Source organism: Kitasatospora sp. NPDC001175, from assembly GCF_053598215.1.
Genome location: NZ_JBSFJU010000003.1, coordinates 144,913 through 164,995, shown reverse-complemented (window position 1 = coordinate 164,995; position 20,083 = coordinate 144,913). Strand labels below are relative to the sequence as shown.

The window sequence follows — 20,083 nt, the reverse complement described above, 5'->3', positions numbered from 1 at the left end:
CTGCCATCTACCTTTCGGCAGATATCGGCGGCCGGCCATCTTCGGTGTCGGCGATCGGGGGCCGGACTCTTTGGGCGTCGGCCCGCAGCGGCAGGAGGCAGCTGACCTGCCAGCCCGTCCGTCCTGGTGCGGCGGTCCGGCCGTCCGCGGCCGGTCCCGCTCCGGCCGGTTCCGTCGCCCCCGCGTCCGTCGCAGCCGCTCCGGCCACGGACCTGTTCACCGGGCCGGCCACGAAGGTGCCGCCGAGGGCGGCGATCCGCTCGGCGGCGGCGGCCAGTCCGGTGCCGCCTCCGCTGCGCGGGCGCCGGGCGAGAGCGCCGGGCCCGCCGTCGTCGGTGACGCTCACGGCGACGGCCGGGCGGCCGTCCGCACCGGTGGCGCGCTCGACCCGGACGGCCACCCGCCGCGAACCGGCGGCGTGACGGCGGACGTTGGTCAATGCCTCCAGGACCACGGCGTACGCGGCGCCCTCGGTCTCGCGCGGGAGCGCGCCGGCCAGACCGGGCTCGAGGTCGAGACTCGCGCGGGTCGTGCCGGTGGTGGAGAACCGGCTGGTCAGGTCCGCCAGGTCGGCCAGCCCGTAGACGCGGGTGGGTGGCGGCTCGTGCGTGGCCGTGTCCGCCGCGCCCGCCGTGCCGTCGGCGTCCGCCGGTTCGCGCAGCGCCCGTACGGTGTCGTCCATCGCGTCCAGGGCGCGCAGCCCGGCCTCCTCAAGTCGGTGGAGCAGAGCGCGGGTCTCTGCCGGGTCGTCGCCGGAGAGCTGGGCGGCCTGCGCCTCCAGCACGATGCCGGTGATCTCGTGGGCGACGAAGTCGTGCAGATCGCGGGCGACTTCGAGGCGCTGCTCGCGCCGGGCCCGCGCCACCGCGCGCACCCTGCGCCCGTCCAGGGCCCGCAGATAGGCACCGACCCCGGCCGCACCGGCGACGCCCAGCAGGGACAGCGCGACCGCAACCGCCGACGGCCCGGGATGCAGCACGGGCGCCCGGAGCGTGAACCGCAGCGGCAACACGGCCGCCACGGCCCCGGTGAGTACCGAGAACCCCGCCACCCGACGGCCCGGCACCCGACGGACCACCCGGTGGAGCAGCACCAGCAGGGCGGCCCACTCGAACGGCAACCAGACCAGCACCGGGCCCTGCTGCCACGCGTACCCCAGGTCGACCAGCAGCGACACCACGGCGACCGCACTCGCCACCGTGGCCAGCCGCACCCGCCCGGACGGCCAGGGCAGCAGAGCACCGGCCACCGCCGCACCGGCCGCGACCGCGAGCGGCAGTGCGCCGAGCGGTGCGATGACCGTAGGCGACAGCATCGTCAGGGCGGCGACGCTGCTCCAGATGCGGCGCTGACGGCGCCAGCGGCGGGCTGACAGGTGATCACTGCGCATACGACTGAGCGTACTGGCCGTGCCGGGACGGCCCTGGGCGGCCGAGGCGGTCGGCCGGTTCCGACCGGGCCCTGCCACCGGTTCGCGCCGGTGTGGCAGCACCCGTTGCCGTCGAACGGCCGACTCGTCCGGTGGGAGCAGGACTTGGAGCGACGGGGGGAAGGGGAACCGGCCCACGAGCAGCGGCGCCGCAGCCGTCAGTCGGAGTCGACCGGGTCGGCGGGGTCGGTGTCCTTGATGCCGAGCTTCGTCTCCGCGGTCGTCCAGTCCGTGGCGATGGCCTGCTGAGCCGCGGCGAGGGTCACCTTGCCTTTGCAGATGGCCGTGTGCAGGTGGGTCTCGACGCTGTCCTTCGGGTTGTTCGGGCCCTTGCCCGCGACGTGGTCCGGCGACGGCGGCTCGACCCAGAGGTTCCTGGGATCGTTCGGGTCACCACCGAGCTGAAGGCTTATCAGGTGGTCGTACTCGGCGTCGCCCATGGGGCCGGTGTACCCGTACGACTTGGCGTTGTCGGTCTTCTCCTTGCCGGTTATGTTCACCGGCGGCCGGATCGTGGAGGTGTACCCGCCCGTCCGGCAGATCGTGTCCTTGAGGTCGGCCTGGGTCACGGCCGGGCTCACCGCACCCGGAGTGCACGCCGGGTCCGGCAGCGGCTGCCGGTCCGAGGTGTACCGGTAGTGACAGCTGCCCGCTGTCGGCTGCGCCGCAGCGGTGTACTTCGGCTGCGGCCCGGCCCCGACCGGGACGGCTCCCCCGGCCTGGGCACCCGAGGCGGGAGCTGAGGCCGCTGTCGGGGGCGGTGCGGTGTGATGATCACCGGACTTGGCGGTGTGCCCGGTCTTCGACGAGCACCCGGCGGTGGCGGCCAGCACGAGAGCTACGGCGGCCAGAACGGTACGGGCCCGACGCTGCATCAGTCCTCCATGGGATCGCGCGACTTTCGGTCAGCAGTGCGGGGCGATTCTGCCAGGCGTTTCCGCGAGCGCTGCAGGTGGGCGGGGGCGCGCGGGGATCGGCGCCGGCGGGGGCGCGCGGGTGAAGGTGTCGCACCGGACGGCGCGCGAGCACTCCGTGCGCGAACCCGTGCGCCCGGGGGCGCGCGCGAAGCGGGGGTGCGGGAGACGGGCGCAGAGGACGGGAGCGGGAGCCGGGAGTGGTGCAGCACGAAAACCGCCGTAGCGGACCCGGATCCGCTACGGCGCCGAGCGCACTCCGGACGACAGCGTCGGCTTCGGCCCGCTGCTCGAACTCGCCCGGCGTGCACGGGAGACGGCGGCGTGCCCGGGGCGGTCCGCGGGTTCCGGCGCCCCGGTCGGCTGGTCGGCGCCTGCCGCTACTGCTCGGCCCGCTGGGTGATGGGCGCATCGGTGCGGTCCCCGAGGAACTCGTACCACCGGCGCTCCAGGCAGACGTAGCGCATGTCGGCCTCGACCAGGCTGAGGAAGCCCGACACGGTCTCGGTGAGGCGCTGCTGCAGGCCGGAGTCCTTCAGCGTGCCGTCCTCGGCGAAGGCCTGGTAGCAGTTGGCCAGGCTGAACATGTCCGGGTAGACGCGGGTGCCGAGGTGCTCCAGCGGGACCCGCAGGGCCCACAGCCCGCGGTTGCCGCCGACCAGGGAGGGCGACGCGGACACCAGCATCGCGTGCTTGGTCTTGAACGGCTGCGGCTGGACGCGCGAGACCCAGTCGACCGCGTTCTTCAACACACCGGGGACAGAGGCGTTGTACTCGGGGGAGGAGATGACGAAGGCGTCGTTCCGTTCGAGCCGGTCGCGCAGCGCCAGGGCGCCGGACGGCAGGCCGTGGGCGGCCTCCACGTCGCCGTCGTACAGCGGCATGTCGAACTCGTGCATGGCGGCGAGGTCGACCGTGGCACCGGTGTCGGAGATCTGTCGAGCCACCAGCGAGGCGAGGCGGGCGTTGGCCGACCCCGCCCGCAGCGAGGCACCGAAGACCAGGACCCGCAGCGGGCCGGGGTGGTTGTCCGTGGGCATGGAGGCGTCCTTCAGTCGTATGGACTCGCGCCCGGCCGGGGCGCCACGGGGACCAGTGTGGCCACGGCGGCACCGCCGCGCCAGAGGACTGAGCCTTCCGGAGCAACGCCGTCGGCAGCGCGCCCGCCTGTTCGCGCCGGTGGGCGTCGCCGGATCCGCCGGCCGGGCTCCGGGACACGTCGGCGTACGCCAGGCCCCGCGTGACGACGGCCGTGAGCCGGGCCGGAACGCCCGCGGCGGGCCGCCTCGGTGATCCCGCGTCACCCCTTCCGGTTCACCGGCTCAACTGCCGCTCCGGTAGTAGTCGATGGAGACCTTGACGGGCCCGTCGTCGGTGGTCGTCGAGATCACCCTGACGATCGCGATGCCGAGGTCGGCCTCGGCCCGGACGCAGAAGGCCCGGCCCGACGGCAGGGCGCTGAAGGGCAGTTTGGTGACCGGCTGGGTCTCGATGCCCTTGATGCAGCCGGCGAGGGTGAGCTGGTCGCCCCGGGCTATGTAGGCGTCGTTCTCCTCGGCGAGGGAGAACTCCGTGGCGGAGCGGCCGAGGTACCAGGTGGCGGCGCCCGCGGGTAGCACCTTGCCGGCCTTGAGGTCGAACTCGTAGGTGTGGTCCGGCGAGGCCAACTCGGCCCCGGTGTAGTCCTCGGCGTATCCCGGTACTTCGGCCGGGTCGGCGTCCGGGTCGGCGGCCGAGTTCCCGGGGGCCGGCTCTGCCGGGTCGTCCGAGGAGTCGGTGGCGGCGGTCGTGTCGCTGCCGGCCCGGTCGAGCAGGACGTACGCGCCGCCGGCGCCGAGCAGCAGCGCCGCGGCGGCGGTCAGTGCGATCACGCGGCCGCCCCGGCGCCTGGATCCGGCCCGCCCGGCAGGGGCGGCTTCGGGGGGCGCGGCCGGAGCCGGCAGCGGGTGGGCGCGCGCGGTCGGCGCGTCGGCGAGGGAACGCGCCGCGTCGAGGACCGTGGGTGGCGCGGCCAGGGCGGTGGGCGCCGCGTCGAGGACCGTGGGTGGCGCGGCCGGGGCGGTGGGCGGTGCGTCGGGGGCGGTCGGCAGGTCCGAGCGGCGGGAGATCTCGGTGCTGACCTGTGACGGCAGCCAGTCCTCGGTGAACAGGAGCTGCCCCGAGATCGCGGGGTGGCGGTGAGCCGCCTCGATAACCTCGGCGGCGGACGGCCGATGCTCCGGCTGCTTGGCCAGACAGTGCCGGAGCAGCGGATGCAGGGACGCCGGTACCCGGGTGAGGTCCGGCTCCTCGTGCACCGCACGGTACAGCGAGACGGAGGCCGGGCCGTTGCCGAACGGCGGTGTGCCGCCCGCGATGTGGACGGCCAGTGCGCCCAGGGCGAAGATGTCGGTGGCGGAGGTCGCGGGTGCGCCCATGGCCTGTTCGGGCGCCATGAAGCCGGGCGATCCGATCTGGATGCCGGTGCCGGTGAGCGCGCTGGCGTCAGCGGCGCGGGCGATGCCGAAGTCGATGACGCGCGGACCGTCGGCGGCGACCAGGACGTTGGCCGGCTTCAGGTCGCGGTGCACCACGCCGGCGTCGTGGATCACCTGGAGCGCCTCGGCGACGCCGGCCATCAGCAGCAACACCGTCCGCTCCGGGAGGGGACCGTGCAACTGCACCACCTGCTGCAGCGAGGGACCCGGCACGTACGCGGTGGCCAGCCACGGGGTGGCCGCGTCGACACCCGCGTCCACCACCTGGGCGGTGTAGAGACCGTGGATGCGCCGGGCGTTGGCGACCTCCTGGGCGAACCGGCGCCGGAACTCCGCGTCCTCCGCGAGTTCGGGGCGCACCACCTTGACCGCCACGGGCCGTCCGCCCGGGGTGTGGGCCAGGTAGACCCGGCCCATCCCGCCCGCGCCCAGCCTGGTGATCAGGCGGTAGCCGCCCACCTCCGACGGGTCGTCCGCGGACAGCGCCTGGAAGGTCGGCGGCGGGCCGGCCGGGGATGTGGGTGTGTACATGCGCTTGCTTTCTCAGCGGGCCGGAGATCACACGGCTGGCCGATCAGCTCCTCAGGACACCCCGAAAGGCGATCACATGACATGACCATCCGCTCATTGACCCGATGCAGTCTAGGACGGCCGGGGGCGACGCTCCGCACCAGGTCGCGGTAGCACCTCCGGGAGCCCGGGTGCGCCGATGCCGGAGCCCGGGTGCATCGACGCCCGGAACTCGGTACACGGAGTGGCGCCCCGGCCGCGGCACGGCCGTCCCGCGCTCCTGGCGGCGGCCGGAGCGGTGGAGCTTGGATGCCGTGCGTGAGACGGTGGACGGAGAGGAACCCCGGAGGCGCGGTCCGGTACGGCGTCATGCCGAGCCGGGTGCCGTGCGTCCGCGGCGGCACGGCCGAGGAAGTGCGGCGGGGGAGACGGGGCCCGTCGGGCGCGGGCATCGGCCCTCGTGACCGAGAAGGAGCCCAGGGCCATGGCGACGACCACAGCGGCGGACCGGCCGATCAGGGTCGAGGCGGTGCTCGACGAGCCGTTGTCCCGCTGGCTGTGGCTGGTGAAGTGGCTCCTCCTGGTCCCGCATCACATCGCGCTGAGCATCCTCTGGCTCGCCTTCGTCCCGGTCGGCGTGGTCGCCTCGGTCGTGGTCCTGCGCACCGGGCGCTATCCGCGCAGGCTGTTCCACTTCGCCACCGGCGTGCTGCGCTGGACCTGGCGGGTGGCGTACTACTCGTACGGGGCCCTCGCCACCGACCGCTATCCGCCGCTCAGCCTGGGCGCCGAGCCCGGTTACCCCGCCCGTCTGTACATCGGCTACCCGCGACGGCTGCCGCGCGGGGCGGCGCTGGTGAAGTGGTGGCTGCGCGCGACCCCGCAGTACCTCCTGATCGTGCTCTCCCTGGGCAGCTTCCGGTTGCTGTGGTGGATCGGCGGGTTCCTCCCCGTCCTCGCCCTGGCCGCCCTCGTGGCCATGGTGTTCACCAGCCCCGCGGTGGTCCTGCTGTGCACCGGGCGCTATCCGAAGCGCCAGTTCGACGCGCTCGTCGGGTTCGACCGCTGGCTGATCAGGGTCCTTGCCTATGCCTTCCTGCTGACGGACGAGTATCCGCCGCTCAGGATGGACCGGGGCGGTACGGAGCCGCACCCGCCCGTGGCCGCCGAGGCCTGAACTTCCGGACATCCGCCCGTCCCGGTCGATCAGACTCCTTGTGCGGTAGCCGAATTCGGGCCCGCCGGCGATGTCCCCGCCGACATTGTCGCGGTTGTACCGCTCGGCCTCGGCCGCGGTGGCGGCCCGCCGGGTCAGCACCAGGTCTCGGAAGCCCGGTGCGAACCGCTCGATCTGCGCGGTGACGGCGTCGCCGACGTCCGAAGCGCCCCCACGCCGGTCCGCCCCCACGCCTGACCGCCCGTGCGTCGGTCCGCCCCCACGCCGGTCCGTTCAGCCCGCCGCCGAGGCCAGGTTCCGGACCAGATCGGCGGACAGCTGCGGGATCTCGCCGTGGTCCTCGTCGTCGCCGTCCACGGTGAGTTGGTTGATCACCGCGGCCAGCCGTGGGGGGAGCCGCACGTCCAGGCCGTGGTAGCAGCGCGCGATTATGTCCGCGCGCACCTGCGCGGGCAGCAGTTCGTACGGCGCGTCCAGCACCCGCTGCCGGGGACGCGGGTGGGCCGCCAGCTCCTCCGCCTGGAGCCGCCAGAAGTCGGCGTCCTCGATCTCGCCACGGCTGCGGTGCAGCAGGTTCAGACAGGACGCCGCCGTGTAGTTGCCGCCGCCCGCCGCGAACTGGAGCCAGAACTGCGCCGCATCCCGGTTCCCGGTGATCAGCAGCAGCGCCCCGAGGACCAGCGCGCCCTCGGGGTGGACCCGCCGGTCGTTGACCAGCCGGTCGAGCGAGGCCGCCGCCGCCGGGGCGGCCAGCACCAGTGAGGCCAGTAAGTCCAGCTCGTGCGCGGCCTGTTGGTGCTCGGACGGCAGCGGTGCCGGCGCCGTCATCAGCCGCCGCCAGGCCAACCCGGAGGCGCCGGGGGGCTGTTTCGGCGGCAGGCCGGCCGGCGCGTCCCGGCCGGCCGGGGAAGGTGCGGGCCGCCGGTTCTCGCGCACCGGGCGATCCCGTCCCGCGAGGCGGTCCGATCCGGGGTTCACCGCACCTCCCCCCACCCGGCCTCGCGGCCGAGGACCCGGGCGAGCCGCTTGACGGCCTGGCTCGCGGTGGAGCGTACGTTCGCCTCGGTGATCCCGAGGTAGTCCGCGATCCGGGCGTCCTGCAGACCGAGCAGGTAGCGCAGGACGACCACGTCGTGCTGCCGCTCGGGCAGGCGCCGGATCGCCTCGTACAGATCCTCGCGCTCCTCCAGCGACTCCAGGCTGATCCTGGCCTGGTCGGCGAAGTGGCGCACCACCCTCGCCCAGTCCGGCACGGTGGACTCCGGCGGTAGCCGGGCTTCCTTGAGCACGGCGTCCGCGAGGGCGTCGGCCACGTGCTCCTTGATGAGCATCCAGGCGTAGCACGCCGGAACCGCCTGGCGCAGGGCGAGATCCCAGTGGCTCCACAGGTGGTCCTTCATCGTCGCGACCGCCCTGGCCGCGTCCGCCCCGTCGCGCAGTCGCGCCCGGGCGAATCCCGTCCATGCCCGCTCGTGTGTCTCGCAGAACGCCTCGAACGTCAGGCGGGGCCGACTCGGCCGTACGGCCCAGTCGTTTTCGTTCACGTCCCGATCCTCCCCGGCGGGCCCTCCGATGGCCGCCCGGTCCGCTGCTCCTTTGGCCGCGTGGTGCTCCGGCGTGCGGCCGGTTCAAGGGGAACCGGAGTTCCCTCGAGACCATTGGAGCTCATTTGGAGGGCTGTTGTGAAAGTGATCACACAAAGACATTTGCGAACGGTGGACTGATTGATCATCACTTGATACTTCGTCATACCGACGCACCAAGTGTCCCATCGGGCCTCGTTCCTGATCAACCGTGCCTGTGCACATCGTTCGTGTCGATGCGGCCCTTGATTCTCCGGGGCCCGTTGTGGGCATAGTGGCAGGGGTCGCGCCAGGGTCCGCCAGGGTTCGCCAGGCCGGCTCGGCGGGGCGGACCTGCGCGCGGGGACGGGCGCGGGACATGGGGAACCACGGACACTTGGGGGAGTGGGTGGCGGACGACACCGTGCGAGCAGGCACCGAATCGGATGTCGAGGTGAACCTCGACGTGCATGTGGCGCATTCGGCGAGGATGTACGACTACTACCTGGGCGGCACCACCAACTTCGCCGCCGACCGGGAGGCCGCGGGCCGGGCCCTGGCGGTCTTCCCCTGGGCGCGCGCCGCCGCCCGCGCCAACCGCACCTTCATGCACCGCTCCACCCGCGCGCTGGCCCGGTCCGGCATCCGGCAGTTCCTCGACATCGGCACCGGGATCCCCACCTCGCCCAACCTGCACGAGATAGCCCAGCGGGAGATCCCCGAGGCCCGGGTGGTCTATGCCGACAACGACCCGATCGTCCTCACTCATGCGCAGGCGCTGCTGCTCAGCACCCCGCAGGGCCGTACCGCGTACGTGCCCGGCGACGTACGCGAGCCGGGGAGGGTACTGGCCGCGGCCCGGGAACTGCTGGACTTCTCCCGGCCGATCGCGCTCAGCATGAACGCGCTGCTGCACTTCGTCCCGGGGCGGGCGCACCGGATCGCCGAGGAGATCAAGGCCGAACTGCCCGCCGGAAGCGCCCTGGTGATCAGCCACTTCACGCCGGACTTCGCGCCGGAGGAAGCCGCGCGGCTGATCCAGGTCTACACCTCGGCCGGCACCCCGGTGCACGCCTGCACCAAGGAACAGTTCGCCCGGTTCTTCACCGGCTGGGAACTCCTCGATCCGGGTGTCGTCTCCACTCCGAGGTGGCGGCCGGACGAGGCCTCCGCCGCCGATCCGGTCAGCGATGCCGAGGCCTCCTGCTACGGGGCGGTCGCGATCCGTCGTTGACATCCTCCCCCGGGTTTAGCCGGGGGAGGATGTCAAAGCCACTGCAGCTTCTTCGAACTGCGAAGCGGGACCAGTAGGTCGAAGGCGGAGGGTGGCCAGGCCGAGCCCGGCTCCCGTACGGCCGGGGTGGGAACGTTCAATGCCTTGTCGGTCGACGACGGCACGGCACTCGACCGGCCCGCCGCCGGTGCAGGGGAAGCGGCTGATGCCCGAACGGGCGTCGGCCGCTTCCCATTTGCCCTGGGTCGACTCTGGAGAGTCACCAACTGGTCGCTGACGGTGTGCGGTTGGGTCGGGCGTCCGGGGGTTCGCCTGGTCCGGACGGCTTCTGTCGCGCGGTGCGAGTATGTCATCATCTGAAGACATCGTCTGATGACATCACTTGATGACAACTCGATCTCCGACAAGGGAGGGCGCGTCCATGCACACCCAGACGGGCCGGCCGACGCGACGGCAGCGGGCTCTGGTGCCCGTACTGGTCTTCCTCGGCACCGTGGTGGCGGTGATCAGCAGCCTCGGCGCCCCGCTGATCCCGACCATCGCCACCGCCGATCACGTATCGCTCGCCGAAGCCCAGTGGTCACTGACCATCACCATGCTGGTCGGGGCCGTCGCCACCCCAGTGCTGGGCCGCCTCGGCGACGGGCCGGGGCGTCGGACGGTGACGCTGGTCGCGGCCGCCGTGGTGGTGCTGGGCAGCGTGCTGGCCGCGCTGCCGCTCGGGTTCGGATGGCTGGTCGCGGGCCGCGGGCTGCAGGGCGTCGGGCTCGGACTGACCCCGCTGGCCATCGCCACCGCCCGGGACAGCCTGCCCGCCGCGGCCTCCCGCTCGGCCGTCGCGCTGCTCTCGATCACCACCGTCGCCGGCGTAGGCCTCGGCTACCCGATCACCGGCCTGATCGCGCAGTCCTTCGGCATCCACGCCGGCTTCTGGTTCGGCGCGGTGATCAGCGCCCTGGCCCTGGTGCTGGCCGCCCTGGTGCTGCCCCCGGCCACCGGGCGCGTGCGGCACCCGCTCGACACGGCGGGCGCGGTGCTGCTCGGCCTGGCACTCGCCGGATTGCTGCTGGTGCTCAGCGAAGGGGAGACCTGGGGCTGGGCAAAGTAGCCGCCTGTGGGTGGTCGCGGCCGCTGCGGTGCTGCTGATCGCCGGTTGGATCCGGCACGAACTGCGCACCGCCCACCCGTTGGTGGAGCTGCGCACCCTGGCCAACCGGACGGTGCTGACCGCCGACGTGGCGGGCCTGGTCGCGGGCGTCGGGATGTACCTGCTGATGTCGCTGGTGATCCGGTATGTGCAGACCCCGGTGAGCACCGGCTACGGCCTGGGCGGATCGGTGGTGGTCGCGGGCCTGGTGCTGCTGCCGTTCTCCGTGCTCTCCGTACTCTCCAGCAAGGTGGTCCCGGTGCTGGCCCGGCGCACCTCCACCGCCCTGGTGCTGCCGCTGGGCTGCGCGGTCTCGCTGGTCTCGGTGCTGCTCTTCCTGTCCGCCCGCAGCCGGCTGTGGGAACTCGTGGTGGTGATGGCGGTCGCCGGGCTGGGCGTCGGCTGCACCTTCGCGGTGATGCCGGGACTGATCGTCGCCGCGGTGCCCGCCGACGAGGTCGGCAGTGCGGTCAGCTTCAACCAGGTGCTGCGCTACGTCGGTTACTCCACCGGTAGTGCCCTGTGCGGCGCCGTGCTGCAGGCGCACACCGCGCCAGGACGGCTGCTGCCCGCCGACAGCGGCTACCGGGATGCCGCCCTGCTGAGCTGCGCGGTGTGGGTGGTGATCGGGCTGGTTACCATCGTCCTGCCGCGGCGCAGCGCCCCGGCGGCCGACCGGGCCAGCGTGGACGAGGAGCTGATGGTGGACGAGAGCATCGCGGACATCGCACCCGGCGAGGCCGAGGTGCCGGTCCTGCACACCCGGGCCGAGCGGTGACCGAGGCGGGACGGGGGCGCGACGGGGCGGCCGCGGACGGTGGGAAGGCGCCCGCGCCGGGCCGGCGCCGCGACGCCGCCCGCAGCCGGGAACTACTCGTCCAGGCGGCGATGGAGCTCTTCGCCGATCGCGGTTTCGAGCGCACCACCACCCGGGAGATCGGTGAACGGGCGGGCGTCGACCCGGCGTTGATCGCCCGCTACTTCGGCAGCAAGATGCAGCTCTACCTGGCCGCCGTACGGGTCGAGCAGGGGGACGCGGTGCCGGCCGACCTGCTGGACGAGGACCGGCTGCGCGGCCTGCTGGAGCGGTTCGACCGGCGCGGTCCCGGACCCTCCTTCCAGGCCGCTGTGCTGCCGAGTGACAACACCGAGGTGCAGCAGGCCGCCCGTGGTCACCTCGACGAGCGGCTGGTGCAGCCGCTGTGCGACCGGTTCGCCGCCGAGCAGGTGGACCGACCCCGGCTGCGGGCCGAGCTCGCGGCGGCGGCCTTCGCCGGAGTGGTCCTGGCCCGCTCCAGCGGGGCGTTCGGTGAACTGGCCGAGGCGGAGCCGGGGGAACTGCTGCCGCTGCTGCACGACCTGCTGGCCGCGAGCCGCCCGGCCCGGTGAGCCGGGGCGGGCCTCGGCGGTGACCATGCCGTGGGCATGGTCGGAGACCGAGGCGATCAGCGCGGGGTAGACCATCGCGGTGCCGATGCCGAGGAGGGCGGCGGCGGCGATGCCGGCGAGCAGTGGCCGGTCGAGCAGGACGAGGGCGAGGGCGAAGCCGGCGGACTGGACCAGCATGCCGGTGACGGTGACGGTGACGGTGAGCGGCTTGCGGTCGATGCGGTCTGTGAGGTGGCCGGTGGGGATCTGACCGAAGCTCCACAGCAGCGGGTACAGGCCCTTGACCAGGCCGACGGCGGCGAGTCCGAGGCCGTGCTGGGTGAACAACAGGGGGAAAACGCCCCAGGTGAGACCGTCGTTGAGGTTGTTGACCAGCCCGGCCTGGCTGGCGCCGCGCAGGGAGCGGTTGCGCCACGTGGTGCGGACGAAGGTCGGCCGCAGGCCGGGACCCTGCTCCCCGGTTGCGGGCCTGGGGTGCTGGGCGAGTTCGAGGGCGACGTGCGCGGCGGTGTCGCGGACGACGAGGGAGGGAGCGCGGGAGCGACGACTGTCGGCGCCGGGTCAGAGCGCCCGGAGGCGAGTGAAGGCGGCCAGGTCGCTGGCCAGGTGGAAGGTGTCGGCGTCGATGAGCGGGACGGTGGTGCGCTCGAGCCCGACCAGGCCGCCCACGCAGGTGTTGACGATGACCGGGAGGGTGAACTGCAGCCGGTTCTCCCGCAGGCCGAGCCGGACCGGCCGGGACGGCTTCGCCGGCGCGGCGTAGGACGTCGTACTCATGAGTGCGCGGCCTCCGTGCCGTCGACCAGGGGCCGGCCGTGGGCACGCGCGTAGTCGGCGGGCCCGCCCGAAAGGACGGCCAGGTCCGTACGGCCGGCGCGTTCGAGGATGCTGGCGGCGGTCATGGCGCGCTCGCCGCGGCCGCAGGCGACCAGTGCTCCGTGCGGGGCCTCGGCGGCGAGGCCGGCCAGGTCGCCGAGTTCGATGTGGGCGGCCCCGGGCACGTGACCGGCGGTGAACTCCGCGTACTGGCGGACATCGAGGTAGGGGCGGCTGCCGGTCTGGTCGGCGGTGACCAACGTGGTTGCGGTGACGGGGCCTTGGGCGTCGCGCCAGGCCCGCATGCCGCCGTCCAGGTGTCCGGCCAGGCGCTCGTAGCCGATCTTGTACGCCTGCCAGACGAGCTCGTTCAAGTCCTGGCCGGCGCCGGTGACGAAGGCCAGCGGGGCGGTGTCGGGCAGGAGCCAGCCGAGCCAGGTCGCGAACTGGTCGCGCAGCGGGATGGACAGGGCTTTGGGGATGTGCCCGGCGGCGAACTCGACGGCCGGGCGCACGTCGACGACGTGCCCGCCGTCCGCGAGGAGTTGCTTGATGCGGGCGGCGTCCAGCAGCGGGAGCAGCGGGGGGCCGCTGAGTACACGAGGTCCGGTGCGGTTGCGTTCGGCGAGCCGTGCGAAGTACACGGGGTAGGTGCCGAGGCCGGCCAGCAGCTCGGCCACGAAGGCGTCCTCGGTGGGGGCTGCCAGAAGGGGGTTGGACTGCTTCTGTGCGCCGATGGTGGTGGTGCGCGCGGCGCCGGGCGGGGCCGCGCAGAAGGAGCCCGCCCCGTGGGTGGGCCACACCGGGAGGTGGTCGGGCAGGGTGGCGAGTCGCCGCAGGGAGCGGTACTGGGCACGGGCCAGTTCCTCGGTGCGCTCGGGGCCGAGGAGGTCGGTGCGGGCGGCGGAGTCCACGATCAGCGAGCCGCCGGTGAACACGCCGAGCTCGACCGCGCCGTCGAGGAGGAGGAAGGACAGGTGCTCGTCGGTGTGGCCGGGGGTGGCCAGCGCCCGCAGGGTCAGCCCGCCCAGGTCGACCTCGTCGCCCTCCGCCAGTGCGACGTGGGGGAAGGTGCGGTGGCCGGCCGCGGAGGCCAGGACGGTGGCCGCGGCGTCGTGGCCGAGCTGGACCGCGCCGGAGAGGAAGTCGGCGTGCAGGTGCGTGTCCGCGGCGAAGGCGACGGTCAGGCCGCGCCGCTCGGCCGCGGCCCGCAGGGTGCGCAGGTCCCGGCTCGCGTCCACGGCCAGGGCGCTGCCGTTGCCCAGGTCGACGAGGTAGGCACTGTTGCCCAGCCCCTGGTCGACCAGCGGTATCAGGTGTTCGTCGGTGAAGCCCATCTCAGTCCTCCATGAGACCCCGGTGCGGTCTGCATCCGGGTTCGGCGCCCGTTCTATCTGCGATATTCCATGGATTTGTGGAGAATGCCTAGAGGGCAGGGGTTGGGAGCCTCTCTGTGAGGTATTCCCCCTGGTTGGGGCAGTGTTGCGGGTTTTCGCGCGGTTGCCGTGCGCTGCCGTCGGGAAGCTCTGTTCCGGCTTGATGGGGTGAGGGCCCCATCCGCGCCCTGTCGACGCGCGGTGCGCACGCCGGCGCGAGTCGGGGTTGCAGGGTTGTCGTCCGCGCCTCCCCGGTGTTCGCCTGGGTGTCGACGGCGGCCGGCGGCCGCTGCGTCAGCTGCGGGCTCATCCCAGGCTCTGGGGGTGGAGGTTCGCCGACCTGGAGGGTGCGGAGCAGGTCCTGGTTCCCCTCGGCTGGTCATCGAGGCTGCCGCCTTCCTCGCCCGCTGCCGCGCCTGCGCTACGATATTCCATGGATTCATGGATTAAAGCGTGGAGGACGCCATGCCCCAGAACGGCGCGAAGGCGCAGCTGTACGAGGCGTTCGCGGCCAGCGGGAAGGCCCTGGCCAGCGGGAAGCGCCTGGAACTGCTCGACCTGCTCGCCCAGGGCGAGCGCACCGTGGACGCGCTCGCGAAGGCGGCCGGGCTGAATCTGACCACCGCCTCGGCGCACCTGCAGGCGCTCAAGCAGGCCGGGTTCGTCGCCACCCGCCGCGAGGGCGTGCGCATCCACTACCGGCTCTCCGGCCACGACGTCGGCCAGCTGCTGGTGCTGCTGCGCAAGGTCGCCGAACGCCACCAGGCCGCCGTGCCCGCCGCTCTGGACGCCTACCTCGGTCAGGACGGCGCGACAGAGGTCGGCAACGAGGAACTGCGCGCCCGCGCGGCGGCCGGAGACGTCGTCGTGCTCGACGTGCGCCCGGTCGAGGAGTACCTGGCCGGCCACATCCCCGGTGCCCTCTCCGTCCCCCTCGACGAACTCGCCGACCGCGTCGACGACTTGCCCAGGGACACCGAGATCGTCGTCTACTGCCGCGGCGAGTACTGCGTGCTGGCCTACGACGCCGTCCGGCTGCTGGCCGCACGGGGGCGCCGCGCGATCCGCCTCAACGACGGCATGCTGGAGTGGCGCCTTGCCGAACTCCCCGTCGCCACCGGGGCCCTGGCATGATCCAGCCCTCGCCCGGCCGCCCGGGCCTGGCCGGCGGACCGGCCGCACCCGGCATCGCGGCCTCCACCGGATCCGCCGGCCACAGCGGCACCCACACGCCCTCGCCCGTGCTGACCGCCATGGGCATGGCCACCGGCCGGGCGCTGGGAGCCCTGCGCCTGTCGCTCGGCCGCTGGGCCACGCCAGGCGACGTCGCCACCGCGGCGGACGTTCTGACCGCGGCCGCCTCGGCCGGCGACACGAGCGCGAGCAGCCGATGAACACCTGGCCCCGGCCCCGGCCGGACATCACCGTCGACGGCACCGGCCTGCTGTGCGTCGCCCTCCTGCTCCGGCTGCGCGCCGCCATCGACGGCGCCCCGGCAGGAACGATCGTGCACGTCATCGCGACCGACCCGGCCGCACCGCTCGACCTGCCGGCCTGGTGCCACATGACCGGCCACACATACCTCGGCCCGCTCGACGACGAGCAGCGGCTGTTCGCGCTGCGGATCACCGGATCCCCGGTGGCGACCCGGCCCGACGCTCCCTGGCACCCGGCCCCGCCCGCGCGCTGAGGTCCGCCTCGGCAGCCGCGCCGGGTTGGACCCAGGCGCACGGCTCGCGGATCGGGCTCCGGGGGCGCAGCGTGGAGAGTGTCCGCGAGTGCGGTGAGGTGGTGCCCTGTGAACGGGAACGAATCGGCTCCCCGTGACGCGGCTCCCCGTGTCGTGGTCGGCGTCGACGGTTCGCCGTCGTCGGGTGCCGCGCTGCGGTGGGCCGTCCAGCAGGCCGGGCTGATCGGTGGGGCGGTGGACGCGGTGAGTGCCTGGGAGCCGCCGGTGGCGTACGGCTGGAACGCGCCGGTGGTCGACACCAGTCTCGACGAGGAGAACGCTCGCCGGCTGTTCACCGACGAGCTGCGCGAAGTGCTCGGGGAGGAGTGCCCGGTTCAGGTGCATCCGCGTCTGGTGCTCGGCAACCCGGCCGCCGTACTGCTCGACGCGGCGGTCGGTGCCGAGCTCCTGGTGGTGGGCAGCCGGGGGCGCGGCGGCTTCGCCCGTGCGCTGCTGGGTTCGGTGAGCCAGCAGTGCGCGCTGCATGCGACCTGCCCGGTGGTGATCGTCCGCGCGGAGTGAGGCCGACCGGGACGGACCGGCCACGGCGGGTTCCGACCCGGCCACCGCGGGTCTGACCGTGCCGAGTGGACCCGGCCGCGTCGCCCCGCAGAGGGAGAGAGGCCACGGTGAACGAGAAGACCGAGTCCGAAGTCGCCGACGTCCGGTCTGCCGATCGGGTTGCCGTCGCACAGCGCATCACCGATCGGATGCGTCAACTCGGATTGACAGAGGACGACTTGGCGAACCATGCCGCGATGGCCCCCGGCTATCTGCGGCACCTGATCAGGATGGGGCCCGACTTCGACCCCGGAGGCTTCCTCCGGATCGCCGCGGCGCTGCGGCTGACGTACCGGGAGCTGGTCGAAGGGCGGACCGACGCCCCGCCGGGGCAGACCGGCCCGGCGCCGCGCCCGGTCCTGATCCACCTCGCCGAACCCGAGTGCTGGGAGAAGCTCGGTACCCACGGCGTCGGCCGGATCGCCCTGCCGGTCCGGCCGGGCCCGGCGATCTACCCCGTCAACTACACCATCGACTCCGGGACCGTGGTCTACCCCGCGGACCGGCCGGGCGGCTCCGCCCCCGAGGCGGGCACGGCGATGTCCTTCGAGGCGGACCACATCGACGACCGCCTGAGCCAGGGCTGGAGCGTGCTGATCACCGGCACGGCCGAGTACATCGAGGACGCCGACACCGTGGCGCGCATCTCCCGGCTGCCCGGGGCCGAGTCGTGGGCCGGCGGGAGCCACCCGCTGTGGGTCCGGATCCGGCCGGAGCGGACCACGGGCCGGCGCATCGGCACCACGTGAAGCGGGCCACCCCCGAGAGGCCAGGGGCGGACGGCCCCGGGTACGGACGGCGCCCTACGGCTGCGGGAGTGTCTGCGAGGCCCAGATCACCTTGCCGGTGGCGGTGTAGCGGGTGCCCCAGTGCTCGGCGAACTGCGCGACCAGGAACAGCCCGCGCCCGCCTTCGTCGGTGCTGGCCGCGTAGCGCAGATGGGGCGAGGTGCTGCTGGCGTCCGAGACCTCGCAGGTCAGCTGGCGGTCGCGGAGCAGGCGCACCCGGATCGGGCCGCCGGCGTGCCGGATGGCGTTGGTGGTCAGCTCGCTGAGGATGAGCTCGGTGTTGAAGGCCAGGTCGGCCAGGTCCCACTCGTCCAGCTGCCGGGTGACGGCGGCCCGGGTGTGGGAGACCGCGGCAGGGTCGGTCGGCACGTCCCAGCTGGCGACCCGGTCGTCCGCCAGCACCCGGGTGCGGGCGACCAGCAGGGCGATGTCATCGCTCGGCTCGGCGGGCAGCAGGGCGTCCAGTACCGCGTCGCAGATCTCCTCCGGCGACCTGCCGGGCTCGGCGAGGGCCCGGCGCAGCAGCTCCAGTCCGGTCTCGATGTCGTGGTTCCGGCGCTCGACGAGCCCGTCGGTGTACAGCACCAGCCGGCTGCCCTCGGGCAGTCGCAGGTGCGCGGTCTCGAACGGCAGTCCGGCCAGGCCGAGCGGCGGTCCGGCCGGCAGTTCGGGGAACTCCGCGGTGCCGTCGGGGCGGACCAGCGCGGGCGGGAGGTGGCCGGCCCGGGCCAGCGCGCACTCCCCGGAGACCGCGTCGTAGACCGCGTACAGGCAGGTGGCGCCGGTGACCGCGGTGCGGTCGCCGGCGGCCGTCTCCTCCTGGTCGATCCGGTGGACCAGTTCGTCCAGGTGCCCGAGGAGCTCGTCGGGCGGCAGGTCGAGGGCGGAGAAGTTGTGGACCGCGGTCCGCAGCCGTCCCATGGTGGCGGCGGCGTGCACGCCGTGGCCCACCACATCGCCCACGACCAGCGCGACCCGGGCGCCCGGCAGCGGGATGACGTCGAACCAGTCGCCGCCCATTCTGGAGTGCGCCGGGAGGTAGCGGTGGGCGATGTCCAGGGCGTCCTGGGCGGGCAGGTCGCGCGGCAGCAGGCTGCGCTGCAGGGTGACGGCCATGCTGTGCTCGCGGGTGTAGCGGCGGGCGTTGTCGACGCACAGCGCTGCCCGGGTGGCCAGCTCCTCGGCCACCGACAGGTCGTCCTCCTCGAACGGCTCGGGCTTGGCGGAGCGCCAGAAGTTGGCCATGCCCATGATGATTCCGCGCGCCTGGAGCGGCACGGTGATCAGCGAGTGGAAGCCGTAGGCCATCATCCGTGCGGTCAGGTCGGGGTCCTGCGCCTGCCAGTCGGGCGCCAGGCGCAGGTCGGGCTCGAGCACGGCGTGCCCGGTCCGGAAGCCCCGGGCCTGCGGTGTGGCCGGGGACCAGGTGATCAGGTCGCCCACCCGGTACAGCGGCGCGTTCGGACGGAGGCCGTGGACGGCGGTGCGCCGCATGTCCAGGTTCGTACCGGTCGGTTCGTCACCGCGCAGCACCGGATCCGCCAGGTCGACGGTGGCGAAGTCGGCGAAGCGGGGAACGGCGAACTCCGTCAGTTCCTCCGCGGTCCGCACCACGTCGAGGGTGGTGCCGATCGCCGCGCCCGCGTCGTACAGCAGCTTCAGCCGCTGCCGCGCCACGTCCGCCCTCCCGGCGAGCTCCTGCAGTTCCGTGGTGTCCCGCAGGGTGGCCACGAAGTCGGGCGGCCCGTCGCCGAGCTTCGTGAGCCGCAGGTTGACGGCCAGCAGCCGGTTCCCGGCCGGGTATACCTGGTCGGTGGCGGTCTCCCCGGACATCAGCAGTCCGGCCATGCTGGCGTCGAGCCCGAGGTCGGTGACGGCTCGGCCCTCGGCGTCCGCGGGAAGGTCGAGCAGCCGCCGCGCCTCGTCGTTGGCGAGGGTGAGCCGGCGCTCGCCGTCGACGATCAGCACACCCTCGCGGACGGCGTGCAGCACGGCGTCGTGGTGCTCGTACATCCGGGTGATCCCGGCGGGACCGAGGCCGCGGGTCTGCCGCCGCAGCCGCCTGCTCACCAGCGCCGCGCCGCCGGTGGCCAGCGCCAGCGCGGCCGCGGCCGAGCCGAGCATCAGCGGCAGCTGACGGTCGGCCACTCCGCTCACCTTGCTGATCGTGATGCCGGCGGAGACCAGCCCCGCGACCGAGCCGCCCGGCCTGGCCACCGGGACCACCGAGCGTACGGACGGGCCCAGGGTGCCGACATAGGTCTCGGTGACGGTGCCGCCAGCCACTGCCGGCGCGATGGTGCCGATGTAGTGCTTCCCGATCTCGCTCGGGTTCGGATGGGTGAGGCGGATCCCCTCCGGTGTCATGACGACGATGAAGTCCATCCCGGACGCCTGCCGGGCGGCCTCGGCCCGCGGCTGCAGGATCGCGGTCGGATCGGGCGCCGCCAGTGCGGCCAGCATCCCCGGCGAGTGGGCGAAGGTCTGGGCCACGGCCAGTGACCGGTTGCGGGCCTCCTGGGTGCTGTCCCGCTGGGCCTGCGCCAGCAACTCAACCACTGCGGCGACGATCAGCAGCAGCACGATCACCACTTGCAGCACGAAGACCTGGCCGGCGATGCTGTGCACGCCGATCAGCGTGGCCGGGGGCCGTGCGGGCGGACCGGCACCGCCGTACTCACCCTGCGGCTGCCGAGCGTCCACGGAAGCGTTCCCCGGACGTCGACGCGCGCGCCGACGGTTCGGCCGCAGGCCGGCGGAAGAAGGGGCCGACTGGGCCCAGCGGCCCAGAAACCGGACCATATGCTCATTTAAGCACTGCCATCTTTCGGGTACCGCCCGCGCGCCGACGGGCCGGCGGCGTGCGCCTGGGGCGCACGGGTCGGCGGCGGGCACGCCGCGCCCTCGCGGCCTCCAGCCTGGCCTACCCGGGCCGCGGCCGCGCGGACAACACTCCGGCTGGAGCCCGGCGACC

19 protein-coding genes and 1 pseudogene are annotated in these 20,083 nt (G+C 73.5%); 10 read left to right on the top strand and 10 right to left on the bottom strand.

The genetic code is table 11. The features are described from left to right. Nucleotides 1-7: 7 nt before the first annotated feature. The 4 genes from ACWDAK_RS04035 to ACWDAK_RS04020 all read right to left on the bottom strand — a co-directional run bounded on the left by ACWDAK_RS04035 (nt 8) and on the right by ACWDAK_RS04020 (nt 5,351). Nucleotides 8-1,390: a sensor histidine kinase gene (locus ACWDAK_RS04035; RefSeq protein ID WP_344634625.1), complete on the bottom strand. Its 1,383-nt coding sequence runs from the start codon at nt 1,388-1,390 to the stop codon at nt 8-10. A 197-nt stretch (nt 1,391-1,587) separates the two neighbouring features. Beyond that, nucleotides 1,588-2,304 carry a hypothetical protein gene (locus tag ACWDAK_RS04030; RefSeq protein WP_344634624.1) on the bottom strand — a complete coding sequence of 239 codons (717 nt, stop codon included), beginning with the start codon at nt 2,302-2,304 and terminating at the stop codon, nt 1,588-1,590. Between the two features lie 419 nt (nt 2,305-2,723). Then, a complete protein-coding gene (locus tag ACWDAK_RS04025) occupies nt 2,724-3,383 on the bottom strand; it encodes an NADPH-dependent FMN reductase (RefSeq protein ID WP_344634623.1) in 660 nt (219 codons plus the stop codon). 282 nt (nt 3,384-3,665) lie between these two features. Then, nucleotides 3,666-5,351 carry a serine/threonine-protein kinase gene (locus ACWDAK_RS04020; protein WP_344634622.1) on the bottom strand — a complete coding sequence of 562 codons (1,686 nt, stop codon included), beginning with the start codon at nt 5,349-5,351 and terminating at the stop codon, nt 3,666-3,668. Nucleotides 5,352-5,814: 463 nt separating this feature from the next. On the opposite strand from ACWDAK_RS04020, the gene ACWDAK_RS04015 reads away from it, so the two are divergent. Beyond that, nucleotides 5,815-6,507 carry a DUF4389 domain-containing protein gene (locus ACWDAK_RS04015; protein ID WP_344634621.1) on the top strand — a complete coding sequence of 231 codons (693 nt, stop codon included), beginning with the start codon at nt 5,815-5,817 and terminating at the stop codon, nt 6,505-6,507. Nucleotides 6,508-6,780: 273 nt separating this feature from the next. Here ACWDAK_RS04015 and ACWDAK_RS04010 read toward each other — a convergent pair whose 3' ends face one another. Further along, entirely contained in the window at nt 6,781-7,485 is a 705-nt protein-coding gene (locus ACWDAK_RS04010) for a hypothetical protein (protein WP_344634620.1), read from the bottom strand. Further along, entirely contained in the window at nt 7,482-8,051 is a 570-nt protein-coding gene (locus ACWDAK_RS04005; protein ID WP_344634619.1) for a sigma-70 family RNA polymerase sigma factor, read from the bottom strand. Before ACWDAK_RS04005 ends, ACWDAK_RS04010 begins: the two co-directional genes overlap by 4 nt. Nucleotides 8,052-8,448: 397 nt before the next feature. Between ACWDAK_RS04005 and ACWDAK_RS04000 the strand changes: the two genes are divergently transcribed. The 4 genes from ACWDAK_RS04000 (at nt 8,449) to ACWDAK_RS03985 (ending at nt 11,839) form a co-directional block, all read left to right on the top strand. Next, complete coding sequence (locus tag ACWDAK_RS04000; RefSeq protein WP_344634618.1) at nt 8,449-9,303, top strand: SAM-dependent methyltransferase; 855 nt, start codon at nt 8,449-8,451, stop codon at nt 9,301-9,303. 421 nt (nt 9,304-9,724) lie between these two features. After that, complete coding sequence (locus ACWDAK_RS03995; protein ID WP_427393717.1) at nt 9,725-10,411, top strand: MFS transporter; 687 nt, start codon at nt 9,725-9,727, stop codon at nt 10,409-10,411. Between the two features lie 10 nt (nt 10,412-10,421). Further along, nucleotides 10,422-11,228, top strand: coding sequence for an MFS transporter (locus ACWDAK_RS03990; protein WP_427393716.1), 807 nt, complete (start codon nt 10,422-10,424; stop codon nt 11,226-11,228). A 110-nt stretch (nt 11,229-11,338) separates the two neighbouring features. Beyond that, nucleotides 11,339-11,839, top strand: coding sequence for a TetR/AcrR family transcriptional regulator (locus ACWDAK_RS03985; RefSeq protein ID WP_344634750.1), 501 nt, complete (start codon nt 11,339-11,341; stop codon nt 11,837-11,839). A 45-nt stretch (nt 11,840-11,884) separates the two neighbouring features. Here the strand turns inward: ACWDAK_RS03985 and ACWDAK_RS03980 are convergent. The 3 genes and pseudogenes from ACWDAK_RS03980 to ACWDAK_RS03970 all read right to left on the bottom strand — a co-directional run. Next, nucleotides 11,885-12,214, bottom strand: a pseudogene (locus tag ACWDAK_RS03980) (MFS transporter); the annotation flags it as partial. A 186-nt stretch (nt 12,215-12,400) separates the two neighbouring features. Next, nucleotides 12,401-12,616 carry a hypothetical protein gene (locus ACWDAK_RS03975; RefSeq protein WP_427393715.1) on the bottom strand — a complete coding sequence of 72 codons (216 nt, stop codon included), beginning with the start codon at nt 12,614-12,616 and terminating at the stop codon, nt 12,401-12,403. Further along, the gene (locus ACWDAK_RS03970; protein WP_427393714.1) at nt 12,613-13,992 is read right to left on the bottom strand and encodes an MBL fold metallo-hydrolase; all 1,380 of its coding nucleotides are present in this window, start codon (nt 13,990-13,992) and stop codon (nt 12,613-12,615) included. The genes ACWDAK_RS03975 and ACWDAK_RS03970 overlap by 4 nt, the downstream gene beginning before the upstream one ends. Nucleotides 13,993-14,484: 492 nt before the next feature. Between ACWDAK_RS03970 and ACWDAK_RS03965 the strand changes: the two genes are divergently transcribed. The 5 genes from ACWDAK_RS03965 (at nt 14,485) to ACWDAK_RS03945 (ending at nt 17,070) form a co-directional block, all read left to right on the top strand. Then, on the top strand, nt 14,485-15,165 hold the full coding sequence (locus ACWDAK_RS03965) for an ArsR/SmtB family transcription factor (protein WP_344634614.1): 681 nt from the start codon (nt 14,485-14,487) through the stop codon (nt 15,163-15,165). Further along, a complete protein-coding gene (locus ACWDAK_RS03960; RefSeq protein ID WP_344634613.1) occupies nt 15,162-15,425 on the top strand; it encodes a hypothetical protein in 264 nt (87 codons plus the stop codon). The genes ACWDAK_RS03965 and ACWDAK_RS03960 overlap by 4 nt, the downstream gene beginning before the upstream one ends. Beyond that, entirely contained in the window at nt 15,422-15,721 is a 300-nt protein-coding gene (locus tag ACWDAK_RS03955; RefSeq protein ID WP_344634612.1) for a sulfurtransferase TusA family protein, read from the top strand. The genes ACWDAK_RS03960 and ACWDAK_RS03955 overlap by 4 nt, the downstream gene beginning before the upstream one ends. A 108-nt stretch (nt 15,722-15,829) precedes the next feature. Next, the gene (locus ACWDAK_RS03950; RefSeq protein WP_344634611.1) at nt 15,830-16,282 is read left to right on the top strand and encodes a universal stress protein; all 453 of its coding nucleotides are present in this window, start codon (nt 15,830-15,832) and stop codon (nt 16,280-16,282) included. 107 nt (nt 16,283-16,389) lie between these two features. After that, nucleotides 16,390-17,070 carry a helix-turn-helix domain-containing protein gene (locus ACWDAK_RS03945; protein WP_344634610.1) on the top strand — a complete coding sequence of 227 codons (681 nt, stop codon included), beginning with the start codon at nt 16,390-16,392 and terminating at the stop codon, nt 17,068-17,070. A 54-nt stretch (nt 17,071-17,124) separates the two neighbouring features. Here the strand turns inward: ACWDAK_RS03945 and ACWDAK_RS03940 are convergent, their stop codons facing one another. Continuing rightward, complete coding sequence (locus ACWDAK_RS03940) at nt 17,125-19,911, bottom strand: SpoIIE family protein phosphatase (RefSeq protein WP_344634609.1); 2,787 nt, start codon at nt 19,909-19,911, stop codon at nt 17,125-17,127. Nucleotides 19,912-20,083 lie beyond the last annotated feature (172 nt).